The following is a 17055-nucleotide window of genomic DNA, read 5'->3' on the forward strand; positions in this document are numbered from 1 at the left end:
CGACAGGTTAGTCGTGTTGTGGGATACTTATTCGGGCAGGTCGCTCGAAAGGTCGAAAAAGGTGAAGAGAAATGAGAAACCGATGCTACTTTATGGCTATGATCACGCTACTCATCGCTACGGGAACCACGATGTTGGGCCGTACCGTGCTAGCGCAAGATGACACCCAAGGTTATCGCATCCAAGAAAACGGCTCAAGCACGTCTACTCCCCCTACTTCCTCGGAGGCTACGCAGTCTCCTTCCGAACAGAGTGAGGCTGGGGCCGTGCGCCTCGCGCGTTTCTCCGATGTGGAAGGCAACGTAACGTGGCGTCCCGGCCCCTCTACCGACTGGAGTTACGCCTCGGTGAATCTGCCGATTAGACAGGGGGCACAGGTATGGGTAACAGATGGAGGCCGAGCTGAGATTCAGTTTGATGACGGCAGTCTGTTAAGGTTAGGAGGGGGCGCTCTTGCCACCATGCAGACCCTCTATAGCGATTCGCAAGGGGAGTTTACCCAGATCGTTTTAACCAACGGGCTGGCAACTATGGTAACGCGCCACGCCTACTCTATCTATCAAATAGACACGCCGGACGCCTCGATTAAAGTCAACGAAAAGGCACGTGTTCGCGTCGGGGTTGGGGATGGCGTGGAGGTTTGTGTGCAAGAGGGACGCGCTGTTTTGGATGGGGAGCAAGGCGAAGCGGAACTGCGTGCAGGGGACTACGTCTTTTTACAAAGCATAGATAGCCCATACAACGTTCACCCAGCACCTCCCGAAGATGAGTGGGACCATTGGAACGATCATCGGGATCGGGTCATGCTATACCGTGCGCAGCACCTTCCTCCTAACATCGGCCTGGTGGCCGGCGATTTAGACGACTACGGCGATTGGCGCTACACGCCCAATTACGGTTATGTTTGGTGTCCCCACATCGAGCGAGCGGACTGGCGTCCCTACTGCGATGGGCACTGGGTATGGGTGGTACCTTTCGGCTGGACATGGGTTTCCGATGAGCCCTGGGGGTGGGCGCCATATCACTACGGTACATGGGTTTATGAGCCGTTTGGTTGGGCATGGGTGCCGGGCCCTGCATGTCAATACTGGCAGCCGGCCGTGGTGGACTTTAGCGTCTGTGATGACCGTGTAATCTGGGCACCGCTCGCACCTGAGGAGGTTCGCTATCCAAGCACACTGACCGTTGCGTTTGCCCATGGCGATTGGTTTACCTACTTCTCCATCGCGCAGGCAGCCGTTTACTATCCGGTGGCCTCCTCATACTGTGCGCCACGACCGTTCGACACAACCTATGTGAATCAGGTAACCTATGTTAACAATGTAACGAATATAACAAATATCAATGAAGCCCCTCCGGGTGTACCCCTAACGGCTTTTCAACGGTTCCAGCAGACGACAGAGTACTATGCGGCGACACATCTAAATCGGGGCAGCGTGCTCTTTGTTCCGCGCAACGCGCGTCGAGCGCCAGGGGCTACCTATGCCACGCTCGCCACATTCCGCGAGGCAAGTGCCTATCGCCCGCTGCCACCCTCTGAGGCCGATCTCTTCACCAGAGGCCGGGCGCCGGAGGCCGACCGAAACGTAGAACCGATTGCCGGCCCGCCGAGTTTATTGCCGGCACCGCTCTCTTTTACCCCCGTGCGTTCGCGCATGCCACTTGTTACACCGCCGTCGGCACTGCAGACACGGGCGGTATTTCACGCTCCAACCCCCTCGACGCGAGGGCGTGTTGCCATCGAGCAGGCGATGCCCACAGCCCCTTCGCGCGTTTTGCCACCGCCCCTTCGTACGCGCAATGGCAGCTCTGATCTATCGGAGTTCTCTCCCTCACGTTCCAGAGACTTCATTGCGCGGACGCCCAGCCCTGCAGAAAATAGAACGGTCGTGCCGCGTGCGATGACGCCGTCTCAAGGAGGTACCTCGTATCCGTCCTATCTCACGAATCGGCGGGCGCCGGATCGCATGGGCAGTTATGGGGCAACAGAGAATAGGGCGGCCAATGCGGCAGCTTTGGCCAGACGTGAGCTAGGCTTTACACCGGGCCGACCGATTCAAAGTGGCCAACAGCCCTTCCTGCCTTCAGAACCTCGCGACCGATCCGGTGTAGGGACGTTCCCAAACAGGCCGCTTTACGCGCCGAACAGCCCGAATGCGCCCATGCCGCGCTTTACTCCGGCTCCGCAGTGGCCCGGAAGCCCGCCACAACAATCCATCGGGCGTGGTGCCCCTCCGCGTACGGTTCCTTATACTCCCGCGCCGTTCCACGATGATCGGGGCGTGCCCACATATGCACCGCATCCTGTGCAGCCGGCGTGGAACCCACCTCCTGTGCCACCTCGTCGAGAGGCCCCTTATGTGCCGCCGCCTGCACCACAACCTCCTGTCTATCATGCGCCAACACCTCCACCTCAACCGGCGCCACATGTTGCGCAGAGCATCCCTAGTGGTGGGGAAAACCATGGGAGCAGTGGCTCTAGCACATCCCGAGATCGCCCGAAGCGGTAGCTCGGAGTGAAATATAGGCGAGGGAAGCGGCAGAGAATGTGCTACACTAAACATAGTAACCCTCCCACCCGAACGATGGGAGGATGAGACAAGGAGGTAAAACTATGAAGCGCCATGTCAATAAAGCCACCATCATGCTCGTGTTGCTCTGCTTCTCCGCGGGCATGGTCAGCGCCGATATTCTCGGTTCATTGCTGAAGGCGGGTGGAGTGGCTTTGATTATCGGCAAATTTGGGCCACAGATCAACAGTGCCATCAACCATCTCACACGCACGCCTCAGAACAACCCCATGTATGCCACAAAGGTGGTACCCGTTATTTCTGCCGGTGACGGCACCGAAGTGGGCGGTGTGCAGGTGATGGGGCCGCGTGCTGCCGTGAATAAGGTGCAGGCCGTTGTGCAGTTTGAGGGGCGTTTCAGTTCGATTGGGCTGCGCATTCGCGGGCTTGTTCCCGTAGAGACCAAGAGCATTAAGAACATCCGTCGAATACCCGGTGTGGGCATAAGCGGCCTGCTCGACATCAAGTTGTAACTCTCTCTGTTCGTCAACAGTCTCTTATAACGGCAGGCCCTAAGTCGGGTCTGCCGTGCTGCTTTTCTGCATCCTCTGAACGCCGTTCTAAAATGGGTAGGAATCTTTCCGAAAATGTAGGAATATAGAGCACAAAAGCATCAATCGCGTGCGCCTTCGAACGTTCAGGAAAAAACCTAACAAGTGAGGGAAAGGCTATGCTTCGGAAAAGCCCTTTCGCCATCGGCAGCTTCATAGTGCCTAAGATCGCCTGCCTTATCTGCGTTTTAGGGAGCTTGCTTTGCCTGTCTCCAAGACAAGCAAAAGCGGATAGCGCTCTACGCCCCGTCCGGGTCTTCGTGGGCAGCAAGCCGTTAGAGGCCTCGACATCGCCTTTGAGCGATGGAAACGAAACCTTTGTTCCGCTCGATATCCTTGCGATGGTTGGGGCACAGGGACATCTCAACAAACGCGGAGATGCGGTGAAGATAGCTTATGGGCATCCGATACAGGAGGCCGAGCTTGCCGTTGCGCGACCAGAGGGAAAACCTATGTTGGCGCTTTCCGACCTAGCCCGGCTGCTTCCCGCCGATATCCTTACAGTAGATAGCCGTGCCAACGGTGCTCCGAACACAACCAGCTTCGACGAAGTTTACCTGTTGGCGCGCGTAACCGATGTGCGTCTACAGCAGGGGGCCATACGCTTTACGACCTCCTTCCCCGTGCCCTACCAGGTGCGCATGATAGATGAGGATGGGCAACGTGTGGGCTATGTGGACTGTTTTGGGGCGAAGCTAGCCCCCGATCTGCTGAATCAGACCCTGCCCGACGATGACCCGCAGACACAGAATTTGCGTGTGGGGCAGTTCAAACCCGACGTGGTGCGCGTGGCGGTGAACCTGCCCTTGAGCCTACGAGTACGTGCAGGTGATGGACAGGCCGATGCCGAAGGGCAGGTTATCGTTGTGTTGTGGAAAGACCCGAAAGGGGCTGCGAAGATGGCCGCAATGGCGAATGCCGGTGGAACAACGAAGCCCCAAGGTTCCGGTGGGCTACAGATGCCGACGACTCCGGGAGGAGAGAGAATGGCAACCACTTCCAACGAAACGCCCGCTAATCCTATGGCAGACCAAACAGAGACGGCCAACGGAGGGCCGGGGGAAGGCAACAATTCGGCAAATCCGAATGCCCCTGCGGCAACAAAGTTCGTCCAGGTCCAACGCATTGTATTTGAGCCGGACAACGATCAAAGCGCCACGCTTCGGATATTTACAACAGGGCCTGTGCAGCCTTCCATTCGTTACACGGAGGACGGTGGTTTACAGCTGGACTTGCCCGGTGCCGTTCTGGCTCTTACCGATTCGACCCAAGCCGATCAAAGCTTCCGGCATCCGCTATTAACCGAAGAGCAAGCGTTCGCCCTCGATCAGACGCCTCCTGTGGTGCGTATCCGGTTGCGTACCCCGCGCTACGATGGGTTTGTGCTCGATCCGCGAGCCGATCAGGTGGTTCTGCGCCTGCGCCTGCCGCGCAACGCGACCGGCGTTTTGGCAGATAAGCTGATCGTCGTAGACCCAGGGCATGGCGGTTCCGCAACGGGGGCGACGGCAGGCGGCTATGCCGAGAAGAACATCACTTTGGCCATTGCGCTTAAACTGCGGCGAGTTTTGGAAGCGTGCGGCGCGCGTGTGGTGCTGACTCGAGATAGAGATAGAGATGTAGACCTTTCTGCCCGGCCTGCTCTTGCAAACGCCATTCATGCCGACTTCTTCATCAGCATTCACAATGATGCCTGTAGCCATCCTGGGGAGGCATCCGGCACCACCACATACTATCATATGGAAGACCCAAGCAGCAGAGCGCTGGCCAACTGCGTTCAACACGCCGTGGCGGCCGTAACGGGCTTGCCCAGCCGGGGCGCCCGCTCCGATAGCAGTCTGTACCAGCATGGGTTGGCCGTACTGCGTGAAAGCCAGATGCCGGCCATTCTCATTGAGGTGGCCTATATTGATAATCCGGTGGACCGGCGTAAGCTTATAGACCCAGATTTTCAAGAGAGAGTGGCCGAAGCCATCTGCCGAGGGCTACGACTCTACATCGAGGGGCATTCGCAGACGGCCCTGTTGCTGCCTAAAGACAGGTAGGTCGTTACAACGAATTCGGTATTCTCTAGGAGCTGCGCACGGTGCGGCGGCTGTGAAGGCCGCACTCCGTTTTTTGCAATCCGGCCCAACGTCCTGCGCGTTCGTCCTCCCCTTCGCGCACGGGGCGCGTGCAGGGCCAGCAGCCTATAGAGGGATAGCCACGGTCGTGGAGGGGGTTGTAGGGCACGTTGTGGGTGCGAATGTAGGCCCAAACATCCTCGCGAGTCCAATTCGCCAGTGGACTAATTTTAACGAGACCGAATTTGGAGTCCCATTCTACAATGCCGGCCTGAGCGCGATCGGGAGTTTGATCGCGACGGATGGCGCTTACCCATGCGTCGAAGTCTTTAAGCACCTTGCGCAGGGGAACAATTTTCCTTAGACGGCAGCACTCGTCGGGATTGGTGTGATAGATCGGGCCGCCAAAACGGGCCTCCATCTGCTCAACGGTCTCTTTAGGACGCACAAAATGAACGGTAAGGCCGTAGCGCTCCTGAATGCGTTCCCTCAGAGCCAGCGTTTCAGGGAACTGGTAGCCGGTTTCAAGATTGAAGATAAAAGGCAGTTTTGCAAGAGCGCCGAGTTGGGCCAGCATATCTAAGAGAACACAACCTTCTGCACCAAAGGCGGTGGCCATGGCCAGTCTCTCTCCGTAGATTTTAACCGCCCAGGCCAGAATCTCTTGAGGGGAATGCTCTTCCAGGCAGTTACTTAAGGCGTTAAGAGCTTCACGGCTTGGTGGTGGCAGGGTCATCGTTCTCCTCTTTCTAAATCTGACTAATTTGATAAACTAACTAAGTATATGAAGTATATCAAAAATACGCTTACCCTGTCAATAAGTTCCCAAAAAATCTTGCCTGGCTAAGGGCAAGGTGGTGAGCGCCGAAAGAAGTCTACACACTGTACCGCAAACGGTTATTCGTGTTGCCGTTATGGATGGCGTAGATTGAAAGAAGCCTGCAGAAACCTCAACATAACAAATTTCCGGTTTTGGAGGCTGTAAAGATATTAAATAAGTGGAGGTGCAAGGTCAATGTGTCTGCTTCAGTTTAAGGAACGTTTCCTAAGCCCAAGCGGCGAGGTGAGGTCTCTATCCCACCATATGTTTGAGGATGGGACGGTAGCGATTTACGAGAATTGCGGCTGGATTCTACCACCCCTAACCCCTGAGACCGTCTTAGGGTATGTTCAGGAGTTTCATGCGCGGCTAGCCTCGCGGCTCTATCAAGAGAACTGGTCCATATGCCATTGCCGTCCACCCTTACGAAGGCCTCTCTTCACCCCGCAGACTCTGGTTCGCTGGCGCCTTATGGCGCAACACTGCGATATCTTTGCGGATGCCAAATACCGACCACTTAAGCGTACGAACCGCTATTGCTTCGAAAAAGAGTCTGGAGGCACGTCCCTCTACTTCACCATCAAGCACTATAAGGCATCCGGGGTTTACGACGTCTCCTATCAAATCCGCATTGTCCCGGCTCGGAAGACCTATCAATTAGAAGAATTCGTTGAAATCTATCCTCGTTTGCCGGCGACGACCCGTGAAGGCCATCGAGAGATACAAAAATGGCAGCGTGAGGGGCTAATGCCGTTGCTCGACGAGCCTTTTCCAAGAGGATATCTGGTGTGGAAAATGGTTACCTTGGTAAACAAAAGGGCCGGTCTCTATCGGGGGTTGCAAGATGCTCCCTATCGCATAGGAGAGCCTTATGCAAAGTATGACGGCGCCATGGCCTGTGCCGGACCTTTTGGGGCTGCCCAGGACTATCACGGCCCAAAATATAACTTTCTCATGGCCATCTCCGTTAAACCGCAGACCGTTGTTTTCAGGGGGAGAAGTGGCGTGTTTGATATTCCTTGCGGAACGCCTATTGCCACCTACCGTCTTCGAGACTTCAACAGAGATACAGGCGAGTTAGTGGCATTGCCGTTCCAGCGACTTCCCGGCGTGCCCGATCCGCTCGATCTTATTCTCAAGGTTGGAACGGAAGCATCTTAGTACCATCGGGCTTCTACCCTAACCAGAAAGAGAGCACGAAGAGCACGGATACAAGCACCAACAGCGGGTTGATCTCGCGCCAGCGTCGTTGCGCCAACATAACCAGGAGATAGGAGAGAAATCCAAAGCCGATTCCTCGTGCGATGGAATAGGTGAAGGGGATTGTAACAATGGTGATAAACGCAGGAAATCCCTCTTCCAAACGGTGAAATTCGATGTCGCGAACGCTCGAAAGCATGAGAAATCCCACAATGATGAGAGCTGGTGCGGTGGCCTGCGCCGGCACGATGGTGACCAAGGGCGAGAAGAAGAGCGCGAGTAGAAAGAGAAGGCCAACGACGAGAGAGGTCAGGCCGGTGCGGCCGCCTACAGCGACGCCGCTGGCGCTCTCTATATAGGTGGTGGCGCTGGATGCACCACAAAAGCCGCCCCAGAGTGCGGCAAACCCGTCTACGAACAGAATTTCACGGAGACGGGGCAGGCGCCCCTCCGCATCCACAAGATTTGCCTGTTGACCCACGCCGAGGATGGTACCCATGGCGTCGAAGAAGTCGCTCATGACAAAGGCCAGAATAGTAGACCACAGTGCCGGGCGCAAAGCGCCAAGCACATCTGCTCGCCCTAGGGTGGTGAATTGCGGTAGTTGAAGGAGCTGGTGGGCGGGAGGGAGGTGGGCGACTTTCGTGAAGAGGGCGACGATGGTGGTGCAGAGAATGCCTAATAGCAGCGCCGCACGCCAGCGAAAGGCCACAAAGAGAAGGGTAAGTGCCAGACCGATGCTGGCCACAAGCACCTCTTTGTGGTGAAACGAGCCGTAGGTGAGGGGGGCATCGGCGGTATTGGCCTTTACAAGGCCGGCATTTACCATGCCAAGGAGGGTGATGAACAAGCCTATGCCCACGGCTATCGCCCTTTTCAGTCCCATGGGAATGGCGTTCATGATGGCCTCACGGGCCCGAGTAAGCGCGAGCACTGCGATGATCGCCCCCTCAATGACAACGACGCCCATGGCCGTTTGCCAGGGGATGTGGTGCTGCAGGCAGACATCGAAGGTGAGTACACCGTTAAGCCCCATGCCTGGGGCTAGGGCATAGGGCGTGTTGGTTAGCAGTGCCATAAGCAGGGTAGGAATGGCGGCAGTAAGGGCTGTGGCCGCTGCCAGTGCGGACACGCTATGCTCTAGGCCTGGAATATTGGAGAGAATGGAGGGGTTTACAAAGAGAATGTAGGCCATTGTCATGAAGGTGGTGAAGCCTGCTGCCACCTCCGTGCGAAGGTCTGTATGACGTGCTGCAAGGGTAAACCGTTTTTCAAGCATTTCTTCTCTCTCCTTTTCTAGAAACAGGCAAGAGGATGCCCATAAGGCAAAGCGCATCCCTTTTGGAGCAGTTTCGCGCTAGACTTCGTTGTCTACCTCCGGCTCCATGAACATTTCGAGCTGACGCGGGTCGGTGACTTCTGGAGTGCGGGTGGGGGGCATAGGGTGCGTACCGCGGGCGCTGTGGATGGGGGCATTTCGCACACGATGGCACCGGCGACAGCGTGCCTCATAGGTCTCTTCCGCCCCTATAAGGATGGTCGGTTCGTTCCAGGAGGCAGGGCGTCCGTTCACAAGGCGTTGGGTACGTGTGGCCTCTCCACCACAGACTTTGCAGATAGCGTGCAGTTTGATAACATTCTCGGCGAGCGCCAGCAGAGTGGGCATAACGCCGAAAGGCATGCCACGAAAGTCCTGATCGAGGCCTGCCACAACCACATCTATGCCGCGATCGGCGAGACGTTGACACAGGGGAACGATGGCTTCATCGAAGAATTGAACCTCCTCAATTCCCACCACATGGACTCGTGGGTCTAGAAGTGTCTCGAGGGTGCGGGCATCGGGCACGGCGATGGCCTGAAATCGTACGCCGTCGTGGGTGCTGATAACGGTGTTATCGGTGCGGGTATCGAGAGCCGATTTAAAAACTTGTACCCGTTTTCGGGCATAGAGGGCTCGTCGTACAAGCCGAATTAACTCGTCTGTTTTGCCTGAGAACATACATCCACAGATAACCGTTATAGAACCGGGCTGTTTGGTGCGCGTAGGCATCGCTTCTCTCCACGCCTCCAGAGGTGAGTTGTGAAGAACTTTACAAGCAAGTGGTCATATTCGGGCAGCTCTTCAGGGGCTATCCAAATATGGCCGGATTTTGGTAGCACATGAAGCGCACGGGGAGGGCAGGCAGCCGCATAGAGATCGTAGGCATCTTTAACGGGAACGATGCGATCGTGTTGCCCGTGAAACAGCAGAACCGGCCTAGGAGCGATCTTGCCGATGGCCTTCAACGCCGAAACCGTATGAGGAGAGATGGGAATCCAGCGCCGGCCAATGGCAATAGTCAAAGGGGTGATGAGCGCGCCGAGAGGGCCAAAGAGCAAGCGACTACGCCGAATGACCGCGCGCTCAAGGGTAGCAAAGGCTCCGTGGGTAACAACCGCAGCCAAACGGGTGTCGTCTGCGGCGGTCATCAAGGCTACCGAACCGCCCATGGAGTGCCCATAAACGCCGACGCGAAGCCCTTGCATCTCCGGGCGGGAGGCAAAGTAGTCTACCGCCCCAAGCAGATCGTTTGTTTCCAAGTAGCCCACCGTACAGACATGCCCGCCACTTCGGCCCGATTTGCGAAAATCGAACAGAAGTGTGTGGAAACCAGCCTCCCGCAGATGTCGAGCCCAGTAGAGCATCTCCATGCGATTATAGAGATGGCCGTGACAGAGAACAACCCCACCGATCGCCTCGCCTTTGGCCGGTAAAAACCAGCCACTGAGGACGATGCCATCGCGTGAGGGAAAGGTAACCTCCTCTAGCCCGATACTGCGGGCATCCTTGGGTAAGAAAACCGGAATACGGGGTGGGTGGGTGGCGATGTAGGCGTAGCTAGCTGCAAGACCCCCCCACAAAAGCCCACCTGCGATCAGACCTAAGCCGAAATAGGTGGGATGGAAAAAGCGTTTCGTGCGGATATCTTCGTGTGGTTTAAGCTGACGGCTCGACATGTCTATAAGTATAACGCATAGTCCCCGATTTAGCCTCTACGGCGGTGAAGGAGGAATAAGTGCAGCTTCGGAGAGTGTTCCCCATGTCTGTATCCTCATAGTTTTTATTTTATAAAAAGCTAAAAGCGTTTATTGTCTAATTATCAAAAAAACCTATCTGAATCCAAAAAAGCAGACGCTGTTCTGCTTGCGGAGACGGCTTGGAATTTGCTATAATCGGCGCGTTGTGGACGCAGGCAGTCGCGTCCCCTCCTTCACAGATCACTTAATTACCCTTTCATGCCCGCAAGAAGCGGGCCTCGGTTACGGAGGCAGCGAGTGAGCGGAGAGCTCGAATTCGGAGAGGAAGACCGCACGCAAGCGCTGCTCCAGGTATGGGACCTTTGCCTGGCTCTGCTCTCCACAAAGGTAAGCCCGGTAACATTCAATAGTTTTCTTAGCGACACACGCCCCTTAAGCTACATGGGCAACGTGGTGACCCTGGGTGTCGCCAATCCTTTTGCGAGAGAGTGGTTAGAGAGCCGTGCGGCCAACGCCATTCGGAGTGCCCTCGAGTTTCACCTCAACACCAGTGGGTTGCAGGTGAAGATCGTGGTCATGCCGCGTGAAACGTCCGTTCCTGGTGCGGCATCGGGGCGTAAGGACGCTTCGGATGCGAAGAAGGTCTTGCAGCCAAAGCTGCCTCTAGATGAGGGGGAAGAGGCTGGGGCTGCAGAGGCCGTGGTAGCAAAGCCCTCTACCACGCCACCGCGCGTTACCTCCAAATCTTCGGGTTCTCGCTCGGCCGCTAAAGGGGCTATGCCAACTCTGCCGGGGCTGCCGCTCAACGATCGATTCACCTTTGAGACGTTTGTGGTGGGGCGTTCCAACCGTTTGGCCTTTGCGGGAGCGATGAATGTGGCGGAGCGTCCGGGGGCCGTCTACAACCCGCTGTTCCTGTATGGAGGCTCTGGGCTAGGCAAAACCCATCTACTTCATGCCATTGCGCACGCCATCAAGCGCACCAACCCCAAGATGCGGGTGGCCTATGTTTCCGGCGAGTATTTTGCGCAGCACTATATCAACGCCCTGAAGGAGCATGCCACCGATGAGTTTCGTCGTCAATATCGCGAGATAGATGTTTGGCTGGTGGATGACATTCAGTTTATTGCCGGTAAGGAGCACACCAAAGAGGAGTTCTTCCATACTTTCAATGTGCTGTACCAGAGTGGGAGGCAGGTGGTCATCGCCAGCGAACGCAGCCCGCGCGATCTCAACACCATGGACGAACGACTTCGTTCCCGCTTCCAAAGCGGCCTTATTGCCGATATCGGCCCGCCCGATTTGGAAACACGCATCGCCATTTTGGAGATGTGTCGGCAGCGGGAGGGCGCCGAGGTAAGCGACGAGGTGCTGCACTATATCGGCAGCGCCATCCAATCCAACATTCGTGCGTTGGAAGGGGCGCTAACGCGCCTTCTGGCCTACTCGTCCGTCATGGGGTTGCCGCCCACCGTGGAGCTGGCCCAGAATGTGCTTGGTGAGTATCTCATTGATAAGCCCATCCCGGCAAGAGGGCTTACTCCAGAGGCGATCATTCAAGCGGTCGCCGACCAATTCGGTGTGGATGCCGCCGAGATCGTGGGCACGAATCGCAATAAAGACGTGTCGTTAGCGCGCCATGTGGCGATGTATCTTTGTCGGGAACTGCTGCCCGAGCAACGCGCCCGCCATATCGGAGCGGCCTTTGGACGGCGCGACCACACCACGTTTCTTTATGCGTGCCAACGCATCATTACGCTTCAGGAGATCGATCCGGAACTGCGCCAGACGATTCTGCGACTGAGGCGCTCGCTGGGGCGCTAGGTGCCAACGCAAGGGAGTTGGGGTGGGCAACCTCGGCGACTAGCGGGGCTTTAAAAACGTACTCAAAGAGATCGCTATTGTTTTGAACACCCCAAACCTCTAGTTCACACTCGGCATCGCTTATCAGGGTGAGCACAAAGCGCCGTGGCGATTCCTCCCGTCTAAGACGAATATCGCGCACCAAGCCGAGATGGCTACGGTCAAGTCCCTCTGCTACCCGCAGCAAGGCGGCCAAAACACGCACACGCCGACGCTCCTCGCGGTTCAGGTCGGCCATATTAGGATGCTTCTTTTTGGGGATGCCTTTGCGATGATAGAGCGCCACGTTGGCGATGATGTCTATCTCGGTGTCGTCGAAACCCAGCAGGTCGGAGTTGCGGATGATGTAGTAGGCATGGCGCTGATGATTGGAATGGGAGAGAAAGGTGCCGATATCGTGCAAGATGGCCGCATACTCCAGAAGCTCGCGCGAGGTGTTGCCGTAGCTATGTTCGCCTAGCCGGCGCAGTTCATCGAAGAGACGCAACGCCAGAAAGGCCGTGTGATGAGCGTGATCGGCCTCATAGTTGCAAGCTCGCGCAAGCTGAAGGATGGATCGACGCCTTACCGAAAGCGTTTGAAACTGCTCGCGTGTTCCCTCTTGGCGCAGAAGATGATCGACGAGAATGCCCTCACGTAGCCCTCGTTCGCTGGTGGTGATGCGTTCGGCCTCTACCTGTTCTAAAAAGGTGAGCAGAATGGCGGCTCCGCCAAGGATGATGTCGGCGCGAGCGGGGTCCATGCCCGGCACCTGGCGGCGTTCCTCAAGAGGCAGACGACAGAGCAGCTTCACCACCTCGCGCAGATCCGCCGTACGAAAAGTGATGCCGCCACGCAAAGAGGAGGAGGACGTGAGCTTTTGAGAGGCCTCTACATTCCCGGTGTAGTTTGCCACCACTTGCCCCAAACAGTTGATGGTTCCGGCGCTGCCGAGAACGAGATCGAAACCGGCCTGTTGCACACGACGCGCCACCGGGTTTGCCACGGCGCGTACATGGGCTTGCACTTTAGCAAACAGCTCCGGGCTTACCGGGTCGGGCGTGTCGAAAAAGAGGTTGGAGAGCCGAATGGCACCCAGCTTCATGCTCTCTAAAACCTCATGCCCTTCCGATGTGCCTACAATCACCTCGGTGCTTCCTCCGCCGATGTCAATAAGCAACGCCCGTTTAGAGCCTAGCTCGATGCCACTGGAGACTCCCAGCCAGATGAGGCGTGCCTCCTCCGGCCCGGAGATCACACGCACCTCTATACCGGCCTCACGACGTACTCGCTCGATGAACTCTTCCCTATTTTCGGCCTCTCGTACCGCTGCAGTGGCGAAGGCGACAATTTCATCGGCGCCAAAACCGCGCGCCACGTCGGCGAACCTCGCGCACACCAAAGCCCCTCGGTCAATCGCCTCCGGCGTCATGCGGTGGGTAGCGAACTCACCCTCGCCTAGGCGCACCATCTCCCGATGCTGGGCAAGGGTGGTGATATGGTTATCGTCTTCAATGCGTACAACGGCCAGGCGAATGGAGTTGGTACCGATGTCTATCGCTGCAAAAACATGACTCATGGTGTGATTCTACCTGTCTGCGCCTCGGAAACGGTAGATTATGCCCGATATTCTTAAGTAGGGGCCACGCGGAGCACCGCCGCTCCGTTGATGCGATCCTGCTTCAGCGCTTGTAAAGCCTCGTTGGCAGCTTCCAAAGGAAACTCTTGGGTGTGCGTGTGCAGAGGAATGGTCTCGGCAAGGTGCAGCAACTCTTTGCCATCTTGACGGGTATTCGCGGTGACGCTGCGTAGGTTCCGTTCGTAGAAAAGGTGTTTTTCGTAGTCCATAGAGGGGATGGGGGTCATATAGATGCCGGCTACTGCAAGCGTGCCTCCTTTATCGAGGGCAGAGAGCGCAACGGGAACCAGTTCCCCGGCGGGGGCAAACAGAATGCTACTGCGCAGTTTCACCGGCGGACGTTCTGCCGCAGAGCCTACCCAGACGGCTCCTAGTCGGCGGGCCAGCTCCTGATGCTTTTCATCTCGCGTGCATACGTAGACCGGACAGTCCCAATAACGGGCGATCTGAATGACGATATGGGCTGAAGCCCCAAACCCGTAAAGGCCTAAAGGCTCACCGGGGTGAAGGTTGCTGCGTCGTAGAGCGCGATAGCCGATGATGCCGGCACAGAGAAATGGGGCTGCCTCGCGTGAGGAGACACCTGGAGGGATGGGATAGATAAACTCCTCCGGCGCCACCACATATTCTGCATAGCCACCGTCTGCATCGTAGCCGGTGAAGATGGGGCTATCACAAAGGTTCTCATCTCCTCGTTTGCAGTAGGCGCACTTGCCACAGCTTGCATGAAGCCAAGCCACACCTACGCGATCACCTATTTGAAACCGTGTGGCATCGGGCCCGCGACATTCTATGGTGCCTATGACCTCGTGGCCCGGAATAACAGGCGATTTATGCGGCGGCAGCTCGCCCTCCACCACGTGAAGGTCTGTACGGCAAACGCCACACACCTCAACGCGAATGAGAACCTCCCCGGAATGCGGTTTCGGCTTGGGCAACTCCTGCAACTGTAGAGGCAAGCTCTCCACCGGCCCCGGTTTCGTAAGAACCATGGCGCGCATGGCACAACCTCCCTGTTCGCCCAGGTTTTTGGAATAAAGGACTCTCGTTTTGTATGTACGATTTTGGCAGAGGTTCGGTTATTTCGACTCGATGTTTTGGAAGCTCACGGCTCTGCACCTAGTTTACAACATTTTCTCAGACTTGCCGAAAAGGGCTGCGTTGCGAACGTACTAGTCATTTGATGAGGAAGATGCAGACGCTCATTCAACAGAGAGGCTGGGAAGGCTTTCGGGTGGGAAATCTGTCGATCTCACCGCCGGTGGTTTTGGCGCCTATGGCGGATGTAACGAACGGAGCTTTTCGCCGGCTTGCCAAGCGCATCGGCGGCCCCGGCCTCGTTGTCACCGAGTTTATTTCGACTACCGCTCTTCATTATGGTAATAAGAAAACTTTGAAGATGTTCGATATAACCCCCGATCAGCGCCCCGTGGCGGTACAGATATTCGGGGCCGACCCGGCCATCATGGCGGAGGCCGCCCGTATCGCGGTGGATGTGGGGGCCGATATTCTCGATATCAACATGGGCTGTTGGGTACCCAAGGTGTGTAAGACGGGGGCGGGTGCTGCCCTTATTCGTGATCCCGACACGGCCTGCCGCGTAGTGGAGGCGGTTGTTAAGGCCGTTTCTGTACCGGTGACCGTAAAAACACGCCCCGGATGGCAGTACGGCGAATTTGCCACGGCGGAGTTGGCAAAACGTTTTGAAGAGATCGGCATTCAGGCGCTAACGCTTCACGCACGCTTTGCCGTTCAGGGGCATGAGGGGGCAGCGGATTGGGCGCTTATTCGTCAAATGAAGGCGCTTCTCTCGATACCGGTTATCGGCAACGGCGATGTGAACTCCCCGCAAGCGGCGGCGCGCCTGATAGAAGAGACCGGTTGCGACGGCATTATGGTGGGGCGTGCCGCGATAGGCAACCCTTGGATACTGCGCGACATCGCCCATTTTCTTCGCACCGGTGAGCTGTTGCCGCCTCCTACGCTTCAAGAGCGGGCCGAGGTCGCCCTCTCTCATCTTTGCGACCTGGCGCAAAGTATGGGAGAAGGGCCGGCCGTACACCACCTCCGAGGCCAGCTACCGCTCTATTTCCGAGGGTTTCCCTACGCCTCGCGTTTTCGCGAGAAGATAAGCCACGCCAACACCATTGAAGAGGTTCGGAGGCTTATCGAAGAGCTATTTCACGCCCAACTCATGGTATGTGAGCCCGCTTAGGTCCCACCTCACCGGCCTCCACCATGTCGAGCAGAGCGTTCCCTTCGTAAGTGAGAGGAAGGTCTACGCGCCCCCGAATCTTGCTGCTGTAGTAGGTAGCAAAGATGACTTCGGTGGATTGAATGGCGAAGTCGGCGGAGAGGAGTGAGCGATGGGTTGGGTCTTCGAGCTGACGGACAACATCGGCGGCACTGCGGCGGTGTTCATCAAAAGGCTCTTGCGCAAACTCTTTCTCCTCCCACGCCTTTGGACCGGTGATGCGATATTTGCGCTCCGAGAGCACCTCGATAATCCCCTCTTTACCTACCAGGCGGTGGGTGCATCCGATGCCCGCTTCATAGCCGGTGACCATCCAGCCGCGCACGCCATTTTTCCATTTGAAGTGGCATAGCCCCTGTTCTTCGTGATAGGCTCCAAAAATGCGTCGCTCCTGGCGGCTATCGAGTTGGCCGATCACCCATTCCGCCGGCGTTTCCTGGTTGTAGAAAAACAGCATGTCAAACCAGTGCGTGCCCCAGTCGAAGAGATTGGGGCACTGCGCCTCTATTTGCACCAGTTCGCCGATATCGCCCCGTGCCACGGCATCACGCACGGCTTGAAACACGAGCAGGTGTCGGCGCTGGTGGTTGAAGGTGAGTTTTGCCCCATGGGCATCGGCTGTGGCCTTCATCTTTTTGCAGTCCTCCCAAGTAATGGCCATAGGTTTCTCGCAATGGATGGCGCGCACACCGGCTTCGGCAGCGGCCATAACCATCTCCGCGTGAAGGTGCGGCCACGTGCAGATGCTTACGATGTCGGGCCGTTCGTGAGTTAGCATTGCCCGATAGTCGGTATAGATTTTGGGGGCAACATGGTGTTTCTCCGTAAAAACCTGTGCTGCCGATGCGTTCGGCTCGGCAATGGCCACCAGCTCTACTTTTCCGGTGGAGGCGAAGGCCGGATAGTGGAAGTGAGCCATTCCAAAGCCGGTAGCCCCAGGCGAACCGTGGGGAAGCCCCGTGCCGATAATGGCATAGCGATAGTTTTGAGACATCGTTTTCTCCTAAACGCTTTTTTCTAAAAAGGGCGTGCTGTTTCCTCTGCACAAACCTTTGGTAACTTGTTGTTAGCTTTTCGTAGGACGTGTTCCTGCCTCTC

The 17055-nt window shown here is 56.7% G+C and carries 13 protein-coding genes; 6 read left to right on the forward strand and 7 right to left on the reverse strand.

The genetic code is table 11. From position 1 onward, the window contains the following. Positions 1–71: 71 nt before the first annotated feature. The 3 genes from VKV29_RS09045 (at position 72) to VKV29_RS09055 (ending at position 5166) form a co-directional block, all read left to right on the forward strand. On the forward strand, positions 72–2510 hold the full coding sequence (locus VKV29_RS09045) for a DUF6600 domain-containing protein (protein ID WP_324200984.1): 2439 nt from the start codon (positions 72–74) through the stop codon (positions 2508–2510). Positions 2511–2614: 104 nt separating this feature from the next. Continuing rightward, positions 2615–3043: a hypothetical protein gene (locus tag VKV29_RS09050; RefSeq protein WP_324200985.1), complete on the forward strand. Its 429-nt coding sequence runs from the start codon at positions 2615–2617 to the stop codon at positions 3041–3043. A gap of 197 nt (positions 3044–3240) precedes the next feature. Beyond that, positions 3241–5166 carry an N-acetylmuramoyl-L-alanine amidase gene (locus VKV29_RS09055; protein ID WP_324200986.1) on the forward strand — a complete coding sequence of 642 codons (1926 nt, stop codon included), beginning with the start codon at positions 3241–3243 and terminating at the stop codon, positions 5164–5166. Between the two features lie 25 nt (positions 5167–5191). On the opposite strand, the gene VKV29_RS09060 is transcribed toward VKV29_RS09055, so the two are convergent. Beyond that, complete coding sequence (locus tag VKV29_RS09060) at positions 5192–5920, reverse strand: phosphoadenylyl-sulfate reductase (RefSeq protein ID WP_324200987.1); 729 nt, start codon at positions 5918–5920, stop codon at positions 5192–5194. 279 nt (positions 5921–6199) lie between these two features. Between VKV29_RS09060 and VKV29_RS09065 the strand changes: the two genes are divergently transcribed. Then, on the forward strand, positions 6200–7165 hold the full coding sequence (locus VKV29_RS09065) for a hypothetical protein (RefSeq protein ID WP_324200988.1): 966 nt from the start codon (positions 6200–6202) through the stop codon (positions 7163–7165). Between the two features lie 13 nt (positions 7166–7178). Here the strand turns inward: VKV29_RS09065 and VKV29_RS09070 are convergent, their stop codons facing one another. From VKV29_RS09070 to VKV29_RS09080, 3 genes are all read right to left on the reverse strand, one after another. Next, positions 7179–8483 (reverse strand): NCS2 family permease, encoded by a 1305-nt coding sequence (locus VKV29_RS09070; RefSeq protein ID WP_324200989.1) that lies wholly within the window; start codon positions 8481–8483, stop codon positions 7179–7181. A gap of 78 nt (positions 8484–8561) precedes the next feature. Then, positions 8562–9254: a thymidine kinase gene (locus VKV29_RS09075; protein WP_324200990.1), complete on the reverse strand. Its 693-nt coding sequence runs from the start codon at positions 9252–9254 to the stop codon at positions 8562–8564. Further along, complete coding sequence (locus VKV29_RS09080) at positions 9221–10201, reverse strand: alpha/beta hydrolase (protein ID WP_324200991.1); 981 nt, start codon at positions 10199–10201, stop codon at positions 9221–9223. The genes VKV29_RS09075 and VKV29_RS09080 overlap by 34 nt, the downstream gene beginning before the upstream one ends. A gap of 318 nt (positions 10202–10519) precedes the next feature. On the opposite strand from VKV29_RS09080, the gene dnaA reads away from it, so the two are divergent. Next, positions 10520–12046 (forward strand): chromosomal replication initiator protein DnaA, encoded by a 1527-nt coding sequence (dnaA, locus tag VKV29_RS09085; protein WP_324200992.1) that lies wholly within the window; start codon positions 10520–10522, stop codon positions 12044–12046. On the opposite strand, the gene VKV29_RS09090 is transcribed toward dnaA, so the two are convergent. Both VKV29_RS09090 and VKV29_RS09095 read right to left on the reverse strand, forming a co-directional pair. After that, complete coding sequence (locus VKV29_RS09090) at positions 11976–13643, reverse strand: Ppx/GppA phosphatase family protein (RefSeq protein ID WP_324200993.1); 1668 nt, start codon at positions 13641–13643, stop codon at positions 11976–11978. The two genes, dnaA and VKV29_RS09090, sit on opposite strands and share 71 nt — an antisense overlap. A gap of 53 nt (positions 13644–13696) precedes the next feature. Beyond that, positions 13697–14704, reverse strand: a complete 1008-nt coding sequence (locus VKV29_RS09095) for a zinc-dependent alcohol dehydrogenase family protein (protein ID WP_324200994.1) — start codon at positions 14702–14704, stop codon at positions 13697–13699. Between the two features lie 191 nt (positions 14705–14895). On the opposite strand from VKV29_RS09095, the gene dusB reads away from it, so the two are divergent. Then, positions 14896–15918 carry a tRNA dihydrouridine synthase DusB gene (gene dusB / locus VKV29_RS09100; protein ID WP_324200995.1) on the forward strand — a complete coding sequence of 341 codons (1023 nt, stop codon included), beginning with the start codon at positions 14896–14898 and terminating at the stop codon, positions 15916–15918. On the opposite strand, the gene VKV29_RS09105 is transcribed toward dusB, so the two are convergent. Continuing rightward, complete coding sequence (locus VKV29_RS09105; RefSeq protein ID WP_324200996.1) at positions 15896–16951, reverse strand: Gfo/Idh/MocA family oxidoreductase; 1056 nt, start codon at positions 16949–16951, stop codon at positions 15896–15898. The two genes, dusB and VKV29_RS09105, sit on opposite strands and share 23 nt — an antisense overlap. Positions 16952–17055: the final 104 nt, after the last annotated feature.

The sequence above is a fragment of the Chthonomonas sp. genome, from assembly GCF_035294165.1.
Taxonomy (GTDB): domain Bacteria; phylum Armatimonadota; class Chthonomonadetes; order Chthonomonadales; family Chthonomonadaceae; genus Chthonomonas.